Below are 18330 nucleotides of genomic sequence, written 5' to 3' on the forward strand. Positions count from 1 at the left end.
GTCCTATGCCTGGTCGGTGGTGCAGGCGTGCTCGGTGGCTCTGCGTTGGAAGAGGGTGCCGCTGCCGCGGTGCGGCAGCTCGACCGTCCGTACGTGCTCGAAGCCGTGCTGCATGTAGTAGTCGTGCAGCGCTTGGTTGGTTCGCCAGGCGTCCAGACGTAGCCAGGTGCGCCCCAGCTTTCTGGTGCGGTCCAGCGCCCAGGTGATCATGCGGCCGCCGACGTCCTGGCCGCTGGCGCGGCGGGCGACGACCATCCGGTGGATGTACAGCGCGTCGTCGGGGTCGTCCTCCGGGGTCCAGAACTCCGGGTCGGCGTAGTCGTCGACGGTCAGCGTGCCGATGATCCGGATCCCGTCGCGCACGAGGTAGACCTCACCGCGGCTGATCGCGTCGGCGAGGCTGCGGCCTGTGCCGTGGCGGGCGGGGCGCAGGTTCTGCCACTGGTCGCTGCCGCGCGACCTCAGCCAGGCGATGGCCTCGTCCTGCAGGGCCCGGATCTCTATCTCGTCGACGGGCCGGGCTGCGGCGACGGTCGTCATCGCTGCTCCGAGGCGGGCAGGCCAGGACGGTCAAGGACTATGACGTGCCGGTCGCCGGGCAGCACAGTGATCGCCACGCGCAACGCGTTCCCGTCCTTGTCGTACCCGGTGGTGACCTGGTGGGCGACGGGGACACCAGGTGTGAGTGCCAGGCGCTGCTGCTCCTCGCGAGTCGGCATCCGCACGGTGATCTCGTCGCGGGCGTAGTCCTGCACGTAGCCCTTCTCGGCCAGCACCACGTTCGCACCGCGAGCGATGTCGCTGGGGGACATGATCTCAGTGCCCTCGACCATCGAATGTCGGAAGTAGCTGTCGTTGGTCAGGAACGGCTCGTCCTCGAGGTACCGGATGCGCCGGCGCACCACGACCAGTTCGCTGTCGTCCAAAGAGAGCCGCGAAGCAACCTCCGCCGACGGTTGAACGACCGCGACCTCAATCGTCTGCGTCGGACGCCGCCCGTCGATCTCCTGCTCGGTCAGGAACATGTCCTTGGCGACGTCGTCTGGACGCCGGACCAAGTCGGACTGTGGCCGATAGGTCATCCGGCGCAGCTCGCGAACGACGGTTCCACTGCGCCCGCGCGAGACCACGAGGCCCTCGTTCTTGAGGATCCCGACAGCCTCCCTGGCCGTCATGCGTGCGACCCCGTACTCCGCCATCAGGTCGGCGACCGTGGGCAGCTGGTCACCGGGTGCCAGGTCTCCGTCAGCGATCCGTCGCCGCAACACGTCGGCGATTCGGGCCTTCATCGAGGTGGCCTGCGTGCCAGGTCCGGCCACGGCCGATCACTCCCTCCCATGATTGGTCTAGCCAGACTAGCCCTATCCGTTGACGGCCCCAACCCCACCGTGCTCTACTTCACAAATAAAAGGGCTAGACCGTCTAGCCCTAATGGAATCGGAGGGTCGAATGGCTACCGCCATCCAGGTAGAGCACGCCCGACAGGGCTTCGACGACATCGCCAGCATCTACGGCCTCTCTTGCGCCATCACCGAGGCCCGCGCCGAACTCACCGACTACCACGACAGACACGGTCGCCCCCTGACCGTCGTCGTCATCGAGGCGCTCGCGGACACGTTCGCGGACGCCGAACGCCTCGCGAACAAGCTCAGGCTGCGGCGGGCGGACACCACACTGACGTCGCAGGCGGGGTTGGTGTGCTGGATGGGCTGGCTGCATCAGGCGTCCCAGTACAACCCGGTCGCGGTCTGCCTCTACGCGCCGGCCATCGACAACGGCGCAATCCCGGGTCAGGGAGGCGCGTCGTGACCGCCTTGGAGTTCCTCAGGCCGTTCGGAGTTTCCAACTGGCGGAAACTTCTGCCCACCTGGGTGTGTCTTCGCAGGTCAGGAGGCATTCCAGGCGGGCGCGAAAAGTTTCCATCCAGCACTGTTTCGCTCGCCGGTGCGGCGTCGAAGACTGTCGGGGCCCGGCCGAACGCCTCAGGAAGGGACCCAACCATGGACGCCGCGCTACCGAACACCAGGGTCAGGAAGGACCTGACCGACCTGCCATTGGCGGTGCTCGTCATGACGGACCTGTTCGAGGTGATCGGTCCCGACCACGTCGCCGGATTCGTGGTCCACTCCGGCAACATCCGCATCCAACCGTCGGAACTGCGCGACGGCGAGGAGATCGCGGCGATGCTCGGACTGCCCTTCACCCTGGACCAGCAGACCACCGCGCCTGAGACCACGGACTTCTATGGCTCGGTCAGAGGTGTCGAGGTCCACGTGCGCGGAGCGCTGCGCCGGAGAGCCGCGTGATGGTCTCCATGGGGCAGGTCGGTATCGCGTTCAACCTCATCGCGCTCGCGTGCGCGACCGTGGACGTAAACGACGTGCGGCTGACTGTCGACATCGGTCGCGGCAACGACGGAGAGCTGGGCCCGGCTGTTGAGGTCAGCGTCGTCGCCTCTGACCAGAAGGGCGCGATTGCCGTGGCCAGTCTTCTGGACCTGGACTCCACCCTGCCCGACACCTGGTCGGGGACCGTGACCCACGGCAACGCAATCCTGCCTGCCCGATGCACGGTCACCTCGTGGAGCGCCGCGCGCCCCGCGTCCTGCACCGAACACGAGCCCCCGCGTCAAGCCGGAGATCGGGTTGCGTCATGACCGGAGTTCGTCCGACAGCGGTCGCCTACGTCAGTGGACCGACGAAAAGGTCGCTCGCCCGCCAGCGTCGCCTCGTCACGGAGCACGCGGCGGCCGAAGGCCTGGCGCTGGAGCACATCCTCGACGACCAGGCCAACGTCGTCACCATCAGCCAGCTCGTCGCCGACGTCCGCACCTGCGGCGCGCGTGTCGTCCTCATCCCTGCCGGCGCACGCATGGCCGAGGCTCAAGCCCGCGTAACGCACGATCTCGAACCCCACGGCGCAACGTGCGTCGTCATCGGCCCAGGTCGTCCTGCTGCCTCCCAGCGCACCGGACGGCTCGCCACCGACCCTCCCCGCCAGCGCCAGGAGGGCGCTGGTGCGACCACGAGGCAACTCCCATGATCTCGAACCTCAATCCGAATCGTCCTCCGCGACCCAGCACGACCGGTCTGGCGGGCTTTCCCAGCATGCTGCTCTCGGCGGCGGCAGAGGCGGCCGCTCGGCTCGCCGCCGTCGAGCCGCGCCTCGCGGTCAGTGGGGTACGGCTCGCCGCCGTGCCCGCCCGCGTCCCGCTGACCCGCGTGAGTATCAGCACCAGCGACAAGCCCGCCGCGCAGCGCCTCGCCACCGTCCTGCGCCTGGATGACAACCGCGCCAGCAAGCACGGCGGGCACGACTGGACGGGCTACCCCGACAGCCACGACCCCACCGCTCGCGCCCTCCGTGTCGACTTGGCGCTCGACGGCGCGGCGTCCGGGCCGACCACCACGCTGGGCGAGGCTTCCGACCTGCTCGACCTGCTCGACGGCGCCGTCCCAACCGAGGTCACCGTCGCCCGGGTCCTCCTGCGGCCCAGCGACGACGCGGACGACGAGGCCGAGATTCAGACCATCCACGAACGGGACGCCCGGGCCCTGCGGGCAGAACTGGTCGGCCTGACCCTGCCGCTGCGCACCGTCGTGCGCGCCCTGACCCCCTGAACGCACGCTTCCAGAACACCCCCTGCTCTAAGGACTTTCGCCATGACACCGACGACAGCACCGACGCGGACCAGCCCGCCGCCACCGACCGCGCTTGCGGACCAGGTGAGCTCGCGGCCCTGCCTGGTCGCCCTCGACATCGACGGCACCCTCACCGAGGAGGGCCGGGTGGATGTTCCCGCGCTGACCACCGAGGCCGTCTCCGCCGCGCGCAGCGCCGGGCACCACATTGTGCTGTCCTCCGGCCGGTCCCTGGCCGGCGTCCTGCCCATCGCGCGAGCGCTCGGCCTGGATGGATGGCTGGTGGCCTCCAACGGTGCCGTCATCGCCCACCTTGATAGTACGGCGGAGCCGGATGGGTACACCTACACCATTGCCGACGGCGACGCCCTGTGGGTCGACGTGAGAGCCGTGACGGACGCCGTGTTCAGCCTCCATCGTCCTGGGATGACGTCGATCGCGCTGGAGAACCTCGGTGCGGGCTACTTCGTCACCGGCGAGTTCCCCGCCGGCAGGCTGCGCGGGACCCAGACATGGGCGCCGGTGACCGTGTTGGAGACACTGAACACTCCGCGCATCGCGCTGTACGGGCCCAGGGTGCACGACCTCATGGATCCGCTGCGCGCCGCTGGGCTGACCGCGACCCCGACCAGACCCGACTGGCTCGACGTCACGCCTGGTGGCGTCTCGAAGGCGACGGCGCTGGCGACGGTGCGGGAGCGCCTGGGCGTCCACCCTGCACGCACGGTCGCGGTCGGCGACGGCATCAACGATATCGAGGCGCTGACCTGGGCAGCACGCGGCGTGGCCATGGGGCAGGCCCCGGCCCAGGTGCGTGAGGCCGCCGACGAGATCACCGGGCCCCTTGGCCAGCACGGAGCGGCCATGGTGCTGCGCTCACTCCCGCACGTGAAGGGGAGCGGATCGTGATCGCTACGCACCACCGCCCGGAGCGCCTTGGTCCCAGGCCTCACGCGCTGGGCCGCCGACCTGGAGAGGCGGTGCAGTCGCTGGCTGACGGTGATATCGGCCGGTTGCTGGTGGAGGTCGAACGAGCCCTGATCGGTCGGGGTTCCTGGGACGAAGTCACCGACCTGCTCCTAAGGGTGACGGCGCAGCGGGCAGACCGGTCGGCGAGCGCTGGCTTGTTCTATGGTGCGCCGGCGCTGGCTCTTGCCCTGGACAGCACAGGGATGCCGGGTCGTGTGCGGTGGGCGCATGAGCTGGCTGGTCTCGACCAGGATCTGGTGAAGCTGACTGGCGACAGGCTGGACGCGGTGGACGCGCGGGCCGAGGCGGGTGCCCCGTTGCGGGGTAGCGAGTTCGACCTGGTGACCGGGCTGGCCGGCCTAGGAGTGGTGCTCTTGCGCCGGACCGCGCATGGCGCCGCCGAGCAGACCGAGCACCGTCACGAGCTGGCGGATGCGCTCTCTCGGGTGCTGACCTACTTGGTGGGCTGCGCCCACAACCGGAGGGTGGGGGACGTGGTGGTCCCGGGGTGGTGGAGCGCCGAGGCGCCAGGCCCGGGGACGCCCGGTGGTCAGCCGTCTGGTGGGCATGTGGACCTAGGGATGGCGCGCGGTGGTGCGGGCGTGCTCGCACTGCTGGCCGCTGCCTACCGCGCCGGGTACAGGGCGCCCGGCCACAAGGCCGCCATCGGGCAGATCACGGCCTGGTATACGGCGTGGCGGCAGCAGACCTCGGACCGGGTGGTGTGGTGGCCCGCCTGGCTGACGCTGGAGGAGGTCCGGGCCCGGCGAATGTTCCAGACGGAACCAGGGGAGCCGACCTGGGCGCATGGCACGGTCGGGATCGCCCGGGCGTTGCAGATGGCCGCCATCGCCGTGGGCGATGCGGATGCGCAGCTTGCGGCCGAGGACGCGATCTTGTCGTGCCTGACCGAGCGGCAGATGGGCCGGATGAAGCAGCCGGACCTGTATGCCGGGACCGGGGGCATGTACCTGACCGTGCTGCGCGCTGCACAGGACGCCGAGCACCTGCGACCGCGGGACAAGCCGGGAGTGTCGATGCTGTTCGACCGGCTGGGAATGCCGACCGAGGTCGTGTCCCGCACCAGCCGTGTCCTGCCCGACCCGCAGGACACGGAGTTCCTGTTCGGGCGGTTCGGCACACGCCTGGTGTTCGAGTCCCTGCAGCGCCGCGCATCCCCGGTCAGCGGGGCCGATGGCGTCCTAGGTATCGGGTGGGCCGAACCATGACCACCACGACCCGTCGCCGCGACACAAGCCAGGGACCCGGTGGCTGCCCCACCGGCAACCGACCCGACATCAGCTCCGGCAGAGTCGGCGGGCACGTCGTTGGATACGCCGCCCCCTCCGGGGCCGACGTGCCAGCACCGACCCGGCACCACCGGCCGCGTCGCGCAGGCCGGCGGCCCAGGAAGGCAGGGGGCTCGCGGCTGTGACCAAGGCTCTCAACGAGGCATTCCTGCGGCGGCGCGCAAAACTCCGGTCGCCGGCCACCGGAAAGGTGCTATCCCGGTCCGAGCTGGCCGCCGCCGTCACCGAGTACGCGGTACGCACGGGGCGGGGCACGCCGGTGGATGCCAAGACGATCGCCCGGTATGAGAACGGGGCGATCCACTGGCCTCGTGAGGCCAGGCGTGAGGCGCTGCGCGAAGTGATGCTGGCTGAGACGGATGCCGAGCTCGGGTTCTATCCGCCGTGGCCGGAAAAGTATCCGCCGCGGCCGGAGAAGTGGACTGGTACCGGGTCGTCCTCCGAGGGGTCCAACGCCGGGCAGGGTCAGCGACCGGACCCTCGGCAGGCCGCCGACGACCCAATCGCCGGGACGGCTGGCGATGTGGTCGTCGGAGACATCGTGATCGCTCTCGACCCTTGCAGCGCCGATGGAGCATCGCCTGGTCCGGAGCACCGTCCCGTGGTCCGCGCCCGTGTCGTCGAGCCCGCCGACCACGAAGCTCGCCTCTCAGCGGGCGGTGAACTGCTGACCATCCGGCTCGAAGTCATCATGCCGAACTGCGTCGGGCCCGACCAGATCGGGCCGGGCGCGCCCACCCACGTCTGACGGGTAGCAGGCGCACCACAGTCTCGGTGTCGGCGATCGGCGCGATAAGCAAGTGCGACGATGCCGCGAGCAGGGCGCGAGAGCGCGAGTGGTCGTGGGTCGTCCGCGAGCGTCAGACGGTGTTAGCGGCCTGGACCGTCGGGCGAGCGGTTCGCACCGTCCTGAGTCTGAGCGAGAGGGGTTGACTCGGGGGTGAGGAGTGCCGCTGTGGGAGCCATGCGGGCCGATGGTGAAGGGATAGCGGCCAGCACGGCGGCGTGCACCTGGGGTGAGTCGGGCAGGTGGGTGGCGAGGTGGTCGGCCAGCGTCCGGGCTGCTTCCTGCTGGGCGTCGTTGCGGGCGGGGTCCGTTGCCGCCCGGGACAGCACGCTCATCGCGTGGATGGCCTGGGTGGTGGTCAGGCCTTCCAGGAGGGCGTCGAGGAGACGATTCGCGTGCGGGCCTTGAGTCAGGACTTTGACGACGAGGTGTTCGGCGACCCGGTCCGGGGTGAGTGGTTCGACCCACCACTGTGACGTCTCGGCCGGGGTGTAGGTCTTGCGGAGCCAGTAGGCGGCCGCCACGGGATCGGGTTGTACGTCCTCGGTGAAGGTGCCCAGCACCCGCCTGGCCAGGGCGACGGTGGAGGGTTTGTCCTGGGCGCCGACCAGCGCGACGACCGCGACCAGCGCGCGCTGCATCGCGACGGTGAGCCCGTCGGCGACACCTCGGGCGGTCATGCGCCAGTACGCGGCCTCGTGCCGGAGCAGCTCATCGAACACGTCACTCGGTGCGACGTGCTCGACGTCCATGGACTGCCCGGCCGCGGGGCGCGCGGGGTCATGGGAGCTGGTGAGGACGGTGACCAGGGCGGCGGTGACCAGGTCCAGCACCCGTGTCCGTGGGGCTGCGTTGGTGGGCTGTACGCTCGGGGTGGCGATGCCGCTGGCCTGTGCGTAGGCGGTGGTGGCGGCGTCCAGGATGTCCTGGGGGTCGGCGTCGAGGTCAGGCAGGTCGGCCTCGTCGTACCCGGCGCGCAGCGCGGCACCGAGGTCTCCGGGGATGCCGGTGAGGGTGTCCCACCAGTTGCCTGCCGTGCGGGCCAGCATCAGGACCCGGATGGTGCCCCGGTCGGTGTGGGCCGCGGTGAGGAGCTCGCGCAGGCCTGGTCGATTCTCGGCGTAGTCGACCACGATCAGCACCGGCCGGTCCCTGGCGTGCTGCCGCAGGATCGTCGCGACATTCACCGCGACGTCTGCCTTCGGGTCGTGCTTGGCTGCGAGGAGGACGCACACCCACCCGGTGTCGAGTGTCTGGAGGCGGCGTTGCAGCTCGACGGCCAGCCGTGTCTTGCCCACACCGCCGGGACCGGTGATCAGTCGAAACGGCCCGGAGTCCGGGTCGTCCGCGGTGCACCAGTCCAGCAGAGTGTCCAGGGTGTCCTTGCGGCCCAGGAACGGAACGGCCTGGGCATGGTGCGGTGATAGCAGGCCGGTGTGCCAGGTCGGCACCCGGACCCGCAGATCATCCACCGCCTGGGCTATGGCCTGTCTTTCGGCGCGGTGTCGCTCGAACGTCTTCACGACCAGCAGTCCGACCGCGCCGAGTGCGACTCCGACCAGCACCGCGACCAGCAGGACCGGCAGTGACACGGTCGCCTCGGCAGCCGACACCACGGCGGCGGAGCGCTCCGCCGCGATCACCCGCCCGCCCCTCGTGGTGCTCCCAGGACGAGTGCTCCAGGGCCGTGGGTGTGGTGGATGGACATGGCTGGCTCCTGGGTCAGACCGGCGCGACCGCGCGGTCGATCGTGTGCTGGAAGCGGACGGGCAGGCGGTCGGCGTTGCTGGCCCACAGGGAAAGCCCGGCGTCCAGGTCGCCCTTCGGGACGGTGAGCCGCATCCCGGGCAGCCTGTTCACGGCCCGGTCGACGGCGGCTTCCACCACGATCCGGGAGAACCTGGTGGCCGGGCAGCGGTGCGGTCCGGCGCCGAACGCGAGGGAGGCGCGGGACGTGCTGGACCAGATCGGGTCGATGCCCTCACCCTTGTCTTCGTCGAACGGGCCGGTGTGCATGTCGAGGGTGGCGTGGGCCACCGCGGTCACGACCGCGTCGCCCTTGCGCAGCTGCCGGCCGCCCAGGACGACGTCGGCGGTGACGTACCGCGGCGGTGTGAACCGCACCGGTGACTTGCGCACCAGCACCCAGTCCAAGGTCTCGGGGATGTCCAGGCGCCCGCGGCGTACGCGCTGGGCCAGTTTGGTGTCGCTGAGCAGCTTTTCCAGGGCGGTGGTGGTGTAGGCGACGGCCATCTCGAACCCGGCGGTCAGGATCATCTGCGCGGTGTCGCGCAGTTCGTCGCGGTCCAGGTAGGTGTAGTCGTGGTCCTTGTAGGTGCCGGGTCCGCGGCCGGGGACGGGGTCTTGCCAGTGCATCAGGCCGGTGAGCATGTCCTGGTCGGCGGGGGCGTTCCGGCGGGCGTCGATGTGGAAGTCGAGCATGGCGTACACGGCCTCGAACGCCGGTCCCGCGGCCTTGGTGTAGGAGAAGACGGCCTTGGCCAGGTCGCCCAGCCGCAACGCGTCCTGGTCGTCGAACGCGTACATGTAGGCCACGGCCAGGGCCGGGACGAACGCGGTGTAGTTGGCGACCAGGTCGGTCTCGGTGCCGTGCTCGATGATGCGGTCGAGCATGCGGTCACACATTTGCCGGACGTAGGCGCCAAGCGCGGCCTCGTCGACCTGGGCGAACACGTGGTCGACCGCCGCGCGCAGCCGCTCGTGGTGCCACCCGTCGGTGTAGTAGGCGTTGGTGCGGGGGGAGCAGAACGCGGCCAACCCTGAGAGGGGCGGTACGCGCCCGTCGAAGAACGCGGGCCAGTTCGGCTCATCCGGGGTGCCGACGTCACGGGTGAACGCGGCTGGGTTGCGCAGGATGTGCATGGCGTGGTCCCAGTCCATCGCGAGCCAGGCGGGCACGCCGGGGATCAGGTCGACCGGGGCGACCGGACCCCATTCGGCGCGCAGCTGGGGGTAGATGTCCTGCTTGTTGGTGATGGCCGTGACCAGGTCGGTCAGGCCGGTCAGGTCGTCCAGACGCGCGTGCGGGTGGAGGACGGGTGTCTCGGTAGGCATCGACGGTTTCTCTCGTGACGTTCTCTCGTGGAGAAGGTGGCCGCCCCTCGGATTCCACGAGGGGCGGCTCAGGGGGTGGAGGAGAGCGGTCGGCGGTTTGGCGCGCGGTGGGCTCAGTTCTTCGGGGTGAGCGAGACCAGTACCCGCTTGTAGCCGTTGGTGATGAAGCCGTCGTTCTGCGGGATGTCCGCCCGGCTCTCCTCCAGCTCCATGCCGTACCGGTCGAACAGCATCGGCAGCACGATCTCGGCCTCGAGCATCGCCAAAGCGGCTCCGGGGCACCGGTGCGGTCCGAACCCGAACCCGAGATGCTCCTTGGCGTTGGACCGGCGCGGGTCGAACTCGCCGGGCCGGTCGAACACGGACGGGTCGCGGCCGGCTCCGGCGAACGACACCAAGATCGCCTCGCCCTGCTTGATGGGCTGGCCGGCGATCACGATGTCCTGGCTCGCGAACCGCAACGGCACGTTGGCCGCCGGGGAGGAGTGGCGCATGACCTCCTCCACCACGGCGCGCCAGGTGATCCTTCCGGCCAGGACCTCGGCCAGGACCGGGCAGTGGCTCAGCAGGAGAACGATGGCCTGGTCCAGCAGGTTCACCGTGGTCTCGAAGCCCGCCACGATCGTGATCCGTACCGTCTGGGCCACCTCGGCCGCGGTGTAGGTGTCGCCGTCGACGTTCGCGTGCACCAGGTCACTGATCAGGCGCCCGTCCGGGTTGGCCCGCTTGCGCTCGATGAGCGTATCGATCGCGACCACCAGTCCCGCGAACAACCGGCCGAGCTCGTCGGGGTCGATGGCAGTGTCGAACAGGGCATCCGCGCCGGCCTTGATCGTCGGGAACAGGTCATTGTCGACGCCGAGCAGTTCCGCGATCACGGCGATCGGGATCGGCAGGGAGAACAGCTCGTGCAGGTCCACGTTCCGAAGCCCGCGCCGCCCGAGTGCGCGCCGCAGCAGCCGCCTGAACCAGTGGCGCGAGTGCTTGTCGATGGAGCGGCCGTGCGACACATCCTCTAGGGCGTCGGCGGCGATCTTCTCGATCCCGGGTGCGAGTGCCGCGATGCGGCGTGATGTGAATCCGGGGGCCATCAGCTTGCGCAGCCGCTTGTGCTCGTCCCCGTACGCGCTGAACATCGCCGCGTCGACCACCCACGGCAGCACCGGCGAGTCCGGCGGCACGATCCCCGCGCGCAGGTCGCCCCAGTGCGCGGCGCCGTCCCGGGACACGTGCTTGTGCACGCCGACTTCCTTGATCGCGGCATGACCCGTGACCATCCAGGCCAGCGAGCCACCCGGTAACCGCACCCGGGTCACCGGGCCCCTGGCCCGCACGACCTCCAGGTCGGCATAGATGTTCGAACCCAGCTCGTCGGCCTCTGGCTCGATCGTGTCGGTCGGTGTCGCCATCTCCCAGCACCCCTCGGTCGCCCAATACACGCTCGCGAACGCGAATCTGTCGCATATGAAATCCGAAGTAACTCGACGGCGAAAGGGCATATTTGGAAATGCCCCGGGGCGTAATCGAATATGCCCCAGCGCCCTCCACGAGGCGCGTCGATGACCAGGTAGGACGGACAGTGGGTGCCGGGCTGTGAGGCTGGTCGAGGGCCGGAGCCCGAGGCCGGACAACCACTGGGAGCCATGCCATGGGGGAAGCCGAAACGGCACCACCATGCGCCTGAAGCCGCTCGCGGCGGCGGTGTCGAGAAAATGCCCCCGAAAATTCCTCTGAAATGCCCGCGAATATGCCCTGTTCAAAGGGCCTTAGATCGGGTGAGATAGAGCCCGCGTCCCTGACGTGGCCCGCGAAGGCGGTTCGCTGCAGGAGTTGGCCAGGAGCCCTGGGCGCTGGCATCTAGGCACGTGCATGGTCCGCCTCACTACCTGGAAGGCCCGAATGACGACGATTCGCCTCACCGACACCAGCCGGGCCGACGCCGCCCGCGCGGCGTCCAGCCATGACCGTGCGGGCAGCTTGCGTCAGGCTCTGGTCGATGAACTCCGCGCGAAGTACCCGCGCCACGTGTCACCGACCATCCAGCAGGCCATGTTGACGGTGCCGCGGCACGTGTTCTGCCCGCCGGGCACCACCCTGGAGGAGGCTTACGCCGACGACGTCGTACGCACCCGGTTCGATGAGGCCACCGGCCGGACGACGTCCTCGGTCAGCGCCCCCTGGTTGCAGGCCCGGATGCTGGACCAGGCTCGGATCGAGCCCGGGATGCGGGTCCTGGAGGTCGGAGCCGGTGGGTACAACGCCAGCCTGATCGCGGAGCTCGTCGGCCGCACAGGCCGTGTCGTCACCGTGGACATCGACGCCCAGGTCGTCGAGGCGACCCGGTCCGCGCTGGCGGCCACGGGCTATGACGACCGCGTCACCGTCGTGCACGCCGATGCGGCCGAAGTACTCGGCCTGGGGAACTTCGACCGGATCGTGGTCACGGCCGGAGTCTGGGACATCGCCCCGGCCTGGGTCGAACAACTCGCTGGCGACGGTGTGCTGGTCGTCCCGCTGCGGGCACGCCACAGCGCGGAGTGCTGGTCGATCGCCTTCCATCGCGACGGCGACCTGCTGGTTGGAGAGTCCTCCGTGGTCTGTGGGTTCGTCGATGTCCAGGGCGTGCTGGCCCGCACGCCTCGCCACAGGCGCATGACCGGCCCGCACGGTGGAGTGGTCACCGCTCGCTGCTGGGACGGCTCCACCGACTTGTCGGGCCTGCCACCGGCCCTGGAGGACTCCAGCGTCCTGATCCCGACAGGCGTGGTCCTGCCACCACCGGGCATGTTCGTCGGCCTGCGCACGCATCTGGCCTACAGCCTGCCGGGCCTGGTCGACCTTGTCCTGGAGGACAGTGACCGCCTGGGGCACGAGGGTGACAAGTGGCTCCCCTTCGGGCACGTGGATGGCGACTCCTTCGCCGTGGTGTGCTTCCGGCCTGACGGCGCCGGGCACCGGCTCGGCGTCGTCGGCTTCGGCTCCCACGCCGACCAGGTGGCAGACCTGCTGGCCGAGCATGTGACGGCCTGGGGCAGGAACGGGATGCCGCAACGGGCCTCCCACGTCTACCGGCCCGCCGGAGGCACCACTGCGCTGGAGGGGTCCGTCCTGCCGCTGCCGAACGGTGACCTCGCGGTCACGCTGCATCACGACGGCGCCGACGACATCTGACCCGACGCGCCACAACGAGCAGGTCTGGACGATCCCACGGGCCGTCCCCGCGTTGCGGGCCCTTCCCGTGAAACCAGCGGTCATCTCCGTCGACCGCGAACCGACACCCCCGGGACCGGCGGTCCTCAGCCCGACCCGACTCTGCCTGGGCCCGACGGAACGGCCGGGCCGCGGTGCCGCACCCGCAAGAGGTAAGACGGCGGTCCGCCGGGTGACCGGTGCGAAGACTGACGACCGGTCGTGCACCGGCCCGATCCCGACTGGTTCGATATCAAGGAGGTCAGTTCCATGACGATGCCAAGCAATCCGCGTCGCCGCGCTGGAGAGCGCAGCGTCGAGCACGTGCGTCGTGTTCGGACGCCGGTGGTCGATCAGCACGCGACCTGGATCGCGGTGAACCCGATCCAGGGATGCCCGAAGTCGTGCGCCTACTGCTTCCTGAATGAGCGCGGGCAGACCGCGGTCCGGCCGGAGCACCTTGCCGACCCGGCCGAGACGGTGCGGCTGTTCAAGGCCTCGACCTACTACGCGCCCGACCGGGCCGTGGCGCTGTACACCTGGACCGATGTGATGGCGCTGCCCGCGTCGCGCGCGCACCTTGCCGAACTGCTCGGGGTGCTGGTCGAGCAGCAGGTGCCCAACCCGGTCGTCCTGATCACCAAGTGCCGGATCCCCGATGACACGCTCGAGGCGATCACTGCAGCGCGTCGTGCCGGGCTGCGGATCATCGTGTACTTGAGCTACTCCGGTCTGGACCGGGACATCGAGCGCGGCATCCGGCACCACGAGCTGAAGGAGAACTTCCCTCGGCTCGCCGCCGCGGGCGTGCCGATCGTGCACTACTGGCGGCCCGCGTTCCCGGAGTCGGCCACGACCAGCACCATGGAGGCGGTCTTCGACTGGGCGGCCACCTACGCCCGCTGCTCGGTCGCGGCAGGGCTGAAGGTCGAGCCTGCCGCGCAGCACCGTCTGGCCGGCCTGTGGCCCGAGCTGGCCACGACCGACGGCGTCACCAGCGCCGAGGGCGTCTACCCGCAACCGTTCTGGGATTTCATCCACCAGACCGGGCAGACCCGCGACGACTACCCGCTGTTCCACACCAACTCGTGCGCCCTGGCCTACGTGCTGGACGAGGTGGACCGGTTCGGGGTCTTCGGCACGCCGGTGTGCACGTCACGCAACCACTGCCCGCCCGGGCAGCGCGCCCGGTGCGCGGCCGATATCCGGCTGCGCCCTGCCCTGACCGAGGACAAGGTCCGCACAGCTCTGGCCGTCCGTGGCTACCCCGAGGTGGCGTTCACCCTGGACCGGGCCCGCCGGGAAATAGCGATCAGCGTGAGCTTGCCGACCAACGTCACTGCCGCGCTGACGCACGACCTGTCCGCCCAGGTGCACGTGGCCCGGCAGGAGAACGATCCCTACTGGAGCAGCGGTACCGCCGGCGCGCTCCCGCTGGTCATCGGCGGTGACCGATGACCCCCACCGAGCTGCACATGACCCTGGTGCAGGTACGCCGGCTGCGGACCGGCTTCGCGCACACTGCACCCCAGCCCTGGACCGCCAGTACTGCCGCGGCCGAGCTCAGTGTCCAGATGGGGCATCTTGCGCACTGCCTGCTGCACCGTTCGGGCACCGATACCACGGACCTGGACGACCCCGACCGGCCGATCACCGACCCGGGCGACGAGCTGGCCGACGTTCTGCTCGCAGCACTGAGCGTGCCCGTCCTGGCAGGCACCGAGCCCACGGCCCTGGACCCCGTGCGCCCCACTGGCGACGAGGCCGAGTTGTTCCTGCGGCTGCTGGTCGCGGCGGGCCGCCTGGCCGAAGCCGCGATGGTGCACGACGGCCTGAGACACCACCCGACCGGGGAGCCACCCTCGATCGCCGTCGCGAGCGCGGCCGCGACCATGGCTTGCGGCGCGCTGGCCGACCAGCTCGGCCTGGACCTGATGGACGCGTTCGGTGCCATGGTCCAGGACGCCGACACGTTCCTCAATGCCCAGGGAGCCGGCTCGTGAGCGGCCCCGTGCAGCGCGTCGGGCAGGACGTGATCAAGCGGATGAGCGGGCAGCACCCGGCCGGGCCCCGGTTCATCGCGGCCGCGCAGAGCATTGGTGCCACCGGCCTGAACAGGTACATAGCCACGCTGCAGGCGGCCGATGTGACCCTGCCCCCGGGCCTTGTCGTGGTGGCCGAGGATCCGTTGACAGTCCGGCACCGGTGGGTCGAGGGTCCCGTGCTGTCCGACCGGACCGTCGTGCTCGACGTACCGAGGTTCATCGACGCGGTCCTGGAGATCGCCAGGATCGTGCGGGCCCTGGAGCCCACCGACGCCCGCCTCGATACCAACCTGGCCAACTTCTGCCTGACGGGCGACCAGGTCGTGCTCCTCGACGTGCTCCCGCCCCTGGTGGCCGGCGCACGGCTCGAACCGTCTGACCTGTTCGAGGTGCTGTTCGACGCCCTGTGCTTCGAGACATCGGTGACGCTCGACGCGCTGATCGGGTACGCCGGGCGTGCCCTGCTTGACGCGGGTGCCGTCGTCACCCCCAGCGAGCACGACCGACTCTCACGGGCACTGCCACCCCCGCCCCCAGGTGGCACAGCGGATTTCCGGTTCCCCGTTTCGTGGTTCCGCACGCGGGCAGTGCTTGCCCTGGGCGCCGTGGCCGGGCAGGTCGAGCTCGGCGTGGCCCTGGACTACTTCGCCTGGACCTCGGTCCTGCAGTTCGCGCACCTGTCGGAGGCCCAACGAGTCGGCCGGGTCACGCACGTCCAGCGCGTCATGAAGGAGCTGGACCTGCCATGAAACCCTCAGTCAGCGCCTCCACCAGGACCGGCCCCTCCACCGTGGTGGTTCATGCGGGCGACGTGCCGTTCACCATCACGGCACCACAGACATGGCTGACCGGCCAACACGAATTCCTGGCCCAGTACCTCACACCGCCGCCAGGGGACCACGACCTGCCGGGCTTCAGCCTGCGCGTGCATATCGACATGGCCTCGTTGCGGCAGGTCGTCGACCTCGTCGGACGATCGCGGCCCACCAGTACCGTGGAGCCCGTGCCGGGGCTGGTACTGAACCAGGCGCTTCTTCCCGACGGGCGCCGCTGCTACACGATCGCAACCGACCAGGTGGAGCAGCGGCCGGGCGGCTACGCCGTGGCCGTCCGGGACCGCGAGATCGACCTGTTCCTCGACAGCGACGGTCCACACGCTCACCGGTACCCGATCCGGCTGGTCCGGGAGGCCATGCTGCGCACCTATGAGGACGCCGGCGGGGTGGTCTTCCACGCCGCCGGGATCGAGGCCGCCGGGAGGGGGGTGATGATCTGCGGCCCCCGCGCCGCCGGTAAGACCACCACGACCGCTGCCCTGCTGAGCCGGCCCGGCGCCGGCCTGCTGTCCAACGACCGGCTGGTGGCCGACCACGACGGGCGCATCGTCGCGGTGCCGCTCCCGGTGCCCACCGGGCGAGGCACGATCGAGGCGTTCCCCCAGCTGCGGCGCGCCGTCGGCGCCGACCTGGCCGGGCTACCGGCCGGGTTCGCCGCGACCACCAAGTACGCCTTCACGGCCCGGCAGTTCGCCACCGCGTTCGGCGCCCCGCTGCTCGCACGCTCACACGTCGACCTGATCCTGGTCCCCCGCCTGCGCGACGGCGACCAGCCATGCCGCATCCGCGAGCTGTCCACGCAGGAAGCTCGGACCGTTCTGGCCGCCAGCTGCTTCACGCCACGCGACGAGTTCTGGGTCCAGCCCTGGGTCGTGCCCCGCTCCCGCACCGACGACACCTTGAGGCAGCAGGCGAACCAGGTCACCGACCACCTGGCCACGGTCGCGCCGTGCCTCGAGGTCAGCTTCGGCGTACGCAACCCGATCGACCAGCTCACGCAGGTCCTCGGCGACGTCGTGAACGGGAGCTGGTGATGGGCACCGACTGGACCGCGGTGGTCACCGCAGCAGGGCATGCCACCCGGTTTCGCCCGTTCAGCACGATCGTGCCCAAGGAGATGCTGCCCATCGGGCACATCCCCGCGATCGAGCACGTCATCACCGAATGCCTTCGGGCCGGGGCGACGAAAATCGTCGTCGCCACCCGACCCGACGACGTCGTCGTCCCCGCCTACCTGGACATCCTGCGCGGTGACGGGATACCGGTCCGGGCGGTACCGGAAGACCCCGACCACGGATACGGCAACGGCGCGGGCTTGCTGACCCTGCGAGACACCCTGACCGGCACCGCCGCATCGTTCGGTGTCGCCTTCGGTGACGACGTCCTGCTGGGCGGTACCGACCTGGCCGCCATGCGCGCTCTGGCCGACGACGGCGCCGACGCCGTGATCGCCGCCCAGGTCATCGACCGGGCCGACATCGCCTCGTTCGGCGTCGTGGACACCGACCCGCACCACCCCGACCAGGTCACCGGGATCCGGCAACGACCCGACCCGGCCACCGTGACCGAGCCGCTCGCGGTGATCTCCCGCCTCGTCCTGCGGCCCTCCATTTTTGATCTGCTGGTACCCAGCGACCGGGCCCGCGGTGAAGTCGACCTCGGGATCGCCGTCGGCCGACTCGCGCGGACCGCAGACGTACGGGTGCACCGCATCACCGGCCAGTGGGTCACCGTGGGCGACCCGCACCGATACTTCGAAGCGCTCCAGACCTACTGGCGCGCGCCCCAGCCTTCCCGCACGAGTGAGGACACCAGCACACCATGGCTCTGATCGACATCTTCAACGACCGCTACGAACACACCGGGGTGCTGGACAAGAAGGCCGCCCATGCGCAGGGCCACTGGCATCGCACGTTCTCCGCCCTGGCCATCACGCCGGCCACCCGGCGTGTGATCCTGCAGAAGAAGACACCCGGCCGGTACAGCTTCGACCGGCCCGACTACGCCGACATCACCACCGGCGGCCACTACCACGCCGGAGAGACCATCCCCGACGGCGTGCGCGAGATCCACGAAGAGCTCGGCCTACCCGTCACGTACGGCGACCTGCACCCCATCGGCCTGCGGCAGACCGCCGTCACCCTGGCACCCGACTACCTCGAGCGCGAGTTCCAGCACTGGCACCTGCTGCCCCTGGACCTGTCGTTCGACCAGATCCCGCTTTCCGACGCCGAAGTATCAGGCCTGGTCGACCTCACCCTGGCCGACGCGATCGCCCTGGCCGAAGGCAGCATCGACGACGCACCCGCACGGTACGCGACCCGGACCGAGGACGGCCTGGTCTACAGCGAGGGGACCCTGGCCCGCAGCGACCTGGTCCCCAACTACCTCCGGCTCGACCAGCTCTACCTGCGCCTGTTTGTCACCGCCGACCGGTACTGCGCCGGCGGGCGCACCCACCTGTTCTGGTAGGCGCTC

Annotated in this window: 20 protein-coding genes; 15 read left to right on the forward strand and 5 right to left on the reverse strand. The window is 69.9% G+C overall.

Annotation, left to right across the window (positions count from 1 at the left end; all coding sequences use genetic code 11):
* Positions 1–3: 3 nt before the first annotated feature.
* Both AC0QU1_RS05425 and AC0QU1_RS05430 read right to left on the reverse strand, forming a co-directional pair.
* Positions 4–540, reverse strand: a complete 537-nt coding sequence (locus tag AC0QU1_RS05425) for a GNAT family N-acetyltransferase (RefSeq protein ID WP_483574959.1) — start codon at positions 538–540, stop codon at positions 4–6.
* Positions 537–1289 carry a GntR family transcriptional regulator gene (locus tag AC0QU1_RS05430; protein WP_483574961.1) on the reverse strand — a complete coding sequence of 251 codons (753 nt, stop codon included), beginning with the start codon at positions 1287–1289 and terminating at the stop codon, positions 537–539. The genes AC0QU1_RS05425 and AC0QU1_RS05430 overlap by 4 nt, the downstream gene beginning before the upstream one ends.
* 160 nt (positions 1290–1449) lie before the next feature.
* Between AC0QU1_RS05430 and AC0QU1_RS05435 the strand changes: the two genes are divergently transcribed.
* The 8 genes from AC0QU1_RS05435 (at position 1450) to AC0QU1_RS05470 (ending at position 6668) form a co-directional block, all read left to right on the forward strand.
* Positions 1450–1809, forward strand: coding sequence for a hypothetical protein (locus AC0QU1_RS05435; RefSeq protein WP_483574962.1), 360 nt, complete (start codon positions 1450–1452; stop codon positions 1807–1809).
* Positions 1806–2306, forward strand: a complete 501-nt coding sequence (locus AC0QU1_RS05440) for a hypothetical protein (protein ID WP_483574963.1) — start codon at positions 1806–1808, stop codon at positions 2304–2306. The genes AC0QU1_RS05435 and AC0QU1_RS05440 overlap by 4 nt, the downstream gene beginning before the upstream one ends.
* A complete protein-coding gene (locus tag AC0QU1_RS05445) occupies positions 2303–2656 on the forward strand; it encodes a hypothetical protein (RefSeq protein ID WP_483574965.1) in 354 nt (117 codons plus the stop codon). The genes AC0QU1_RS05440 and AC0QU1_RS05445 overlap by 4 nt, the downstream gene beginning before the upstream one ends.
* Positions 2653–3042: a hypothetical protein gene (locus AC0QU1_RS05450; RefSeq protein WP_483574967.1), complete on the forward strand. Its 390-nt coding sequence runs from the start codon at positions 2653–2655 to the stop codon at positions 3040–3042. The genes AC0QU1_RS05445 and AC0QU1_RS05450 overlap by 4 nt, the downstream gene beginning before the upstream one ends.
* A 65-nt stretch (positions 3043–3107) precedes the next feature.
* The gene (locus AC0QU1_RS05455) at positions 3108–3620 is read left to right on the forward strand and encodes a hypothetical protein (RefSeq protein ID WP_483616400.1); all 513 of its coding nucleotides are present in this window, start codon (positions 3108–3110) and stop codon (positions 3618–3620) included.
* 42 nt (positions 3621–3662) lie between these two features.
* Positions 3663–4550, forward strand: coding sequence for an HAD family hydrolase (locus AC0QU1_RS05460; protein WP_483574970.1), 888 nt, complete (start codon positions 3663–3665; stop codon positions 4548–4550).
* 71 nt (positions 4551–4621) lie between these two features.
* Complete coding sequence (locus tag AC0QU1_RS05465) at positions 4622–5839, forward strand: lanthionine synthetase LanC family protein (protein WP_483574972.1); 1218 nt, start codon at positions 4622–4624, stop codon at positions 5837–5839.
* 202 nt (positions 5840–6041) lie between these two features.
* Entirely contained in the window at positions 6042–6668 is a 627-nt protein-coding gene (locus AC0QU1_RS05470) for a hypothetical protein (RefSeq protein ID WP_483574973.1), read from the forward strand.
* Positions 6669–6790: 122 nt separating this feature from the next.
* Here AC0QU1_RS05470 and AC0QU1_RS05475 read toward each other — a convergent pair whose 3' ends face one another.
* From AC0QU1_RS05475 to AC0QU1_RS05485, 3 genes are all read right to left on the reverse strand, one after another.
* Positions 6791–8350: an ATP-binding protein gene (locus AC0QU1_RS05475; protein WP_483574975.1), complete on the reverse strand. Its 1560-nt coding sequence runs from the start codon at positions 8348–8350 to the stop codon at positions 6791–6793.
* A gap of 79 nt (positions 8351–8429) precedes the next feature.
* Complete coding sequence (locus AC0QU1_RS05480) at positions 8430–9782, reverse strand: cytochrome P450 family protein (RefSeq protein WP_483574977.1); 1353 nt, start codon at positions 9780–9782, stop codon at positions 8430–8432.
* Positions 9783–9895: 113 nt separating this feature from the next.
* A complete protein-coding gene (locus AC0QU1_RS05485) occupies positions 9896–11191 on the reverse strand; it encodes a cytochrome P450 (RefSeq protein ID WP_483574979.1) in 1296 nt (431 codons plus the stop codon).
* Positions 11192–11681: 490 nt separating this feature from the next.
* Between AC0QU1_RS05485 and AC0QU1_RS05490 the strand changes: the two genes are divergently transcribed.
* The 7 genes from AC0QU1_RS05490 (at position 11682) to AC0QU1_RS05520 (ending at position 18324) form a co-directional block, all read left to right on the forward strand.
* Positions 11682–12953 (forward strand): methyltransferase domain-containing protein, encoded by a 1272-nt coding sequence (locus AC0QU1_RS05490; protein WP_483574981.1) that lies wholly within the window; start codon positions 11682–11684, stop codon positions 12951–12953.
* 288 nt (positions 12954–13241) lie between these two features.
* Entirely contained in the window at positions 13242–14429 is a 1188-nt protein-coding gene (locus AC0QU1_RS05495) for a radical SAM family protein (protein ID WP_483574982.1), read from the forward strand.
* Entirely contained in the window at positions 14426–14974 is a 549-nt protein-coding gene (locus tag AC0QU1_RS05500; RefSeq protein WP_483574984.1) for a hypothetical protein, read from the forward strand. Before AC0QU1_RS05495 ends, AC0QU1_RS05500 begins: the two co-directional genes overlap by 4 nt.
* Positions 14971–15765 (forward strand): hypothetical protein, encoded by a 795-nt coding sequence (locus AC0QU1_RS05505; RefSeq protein ID WP_483574986.1) that lies wholly within the window; start codon positions 14971–14973, stop codon positions 15763–15765. The genes AC0QU1_RS05500 and AC0QU1_RS05505 overlap by 4 nt, the downstream gene beginning before the upstream one ends.
* Positions 15762–16886 carry a hypothetical protein gene (locus AC0QU1_RS05510; protein ID WP_483574988.1) on the forward strand — a complete coding sequence of 375 codons (1125 nt, stop codon included), beginning with the start codon at positions 15762–15764 and terminating at the stop codon, positions 16884–16886. The genes AC0QU1_RS05505 and AC0QU1_RS05510 overlap by 4 nt, the downstream gene beginning before the upstream one ends.
* Complete coding sequence (locus AC0QU1_RS05515) at positions 16886–17683, forward strand: sugar phosphate nucleotidyltransferase (protein ID WP_483574990.1); 798 nt, start codon at positions 16886–16888, stop codon at positions 17681–17683. Before AC0QU1_RS05510 ends, AC0QU1_RS05515 begins: the two co-directional genes overlap by 1 nt.
* Entirely contained in the window at positions 17674–18324 is a 651-nt protein-coding gene (locus AC0QU1_RS05520; protein WP_483574991.1) for an NUDIX hydrolase, read from the forward strand. The genes AC0QU1_RS05515 and AC0QU1_RS05520 overlap by 10 nt, the downstream gene beginning before the upstream one ends.
* Positions 18325–18330 lie beyond the last annotated feature (6 nt).

Source organism: Promicromonospora noduliphila, assembly GCF_056951025.1.

Bases quoted from the DNA above. Each gene is read 5' to 3' on its own strand.
- AC0QU1_RS05425 (WP_483574959.1), bottom strand. From the start codon at position 540: ATGACGACCGTCGCCGCAGCCCGGCCCGTCGACGAGATAGAGATCCGG.
- AC0QU1_RS05430 (WP_483574961.1), bottom strand. From the start codon at position 1,289: ATGAAGGCCCGAATCGCCGACGTGTTGCGGCGACGGATCGCTGACGGA.
- AC0QU1_RS05435 (WP_483574962.1), top strand. From the start codon at position 1,450: ATGGCTACCGCCATCCAGGTAGAGCACGCCCGACAGGGCTTCGACGAC.
- AC0QU1_RS05450 (WP_483574967.1), top strand. From the start codon at position 2,653: ATGACCGGAGTTCGTCCGACAGCGGTCGCCTACGTCAGTGGACCGACG.
- AC0QU1_RS05455 (WP_483616400.1), top strand. From the start codon at position 3,108: ATGCTGCTCTCGGCGGCGGCAGAGGCGGCCGCTCGGCTCGCCGCCGTC.
- AC0QU1_RS05460 (WP_483574970.1), top strand. From the start codon at position 3,663: ATGACACCGACGACAGCACCGACGCGGACCAGCCCGCCGCCACCGACC.
- AC0QU1_RS05480 (WP_483574977.1), bottom strand. From the start codon at position 9,782: ATGCCTACCGAGACACCCGTCCTCCACCCGCACGCGCGTCTGGACGAC.
- AC0QU1_RS05485 (WP_483574979.1), bottom strand. From the start codon at position 11,191: ATGGCGACACCGACCGACACGATCGAGCCAGAGGCCGACGAGCTGGGT.
- AC0QU1_RS05490 (WP_483574981.1), top strand. From the start codon at position 11,682: ATGACGACGATTCGCCTCACCGACACCAGCCGGGCCGACGCCGCCCGC.
- AC0QU1_RS05495 (WP_483574982.1), top strand. From the start codon at position 13,242: ATGACGATGCCAAGCAATCCGCGTCGCCGCGCTGGAGAGCGCAGCGTC.
- AC0QU1_RS05500 (WP_483574984.1), top strand. From the start codon at position 14,426: ATGACCCCCACCGAGCTGCACATGACCCTGGTGCAGGTACGCCGGCTG.
- AC0QU1_RS05510 (WP_483574988.1), top strand. From the start codon at position 15,762: ATGAAACCCTCAGTCAGCGCCTCCACCAGGACCGGCCCCTCCACCGTG.
- AC0QU1_RS05515 (WP_483574990.1), top strand. From the start codon at position 16,886: ATGGGCACCGACTGGACCGCGGTGGTCACCGCAGCAGGGCATGCCACC.
- AC0QU1_RS05520 (WP_483574991.1), top strand. From the start codon at position 17,674: ATGGCTCTGATCGACATCTTCAACGACCGCTACGAACACACCGGGGTG.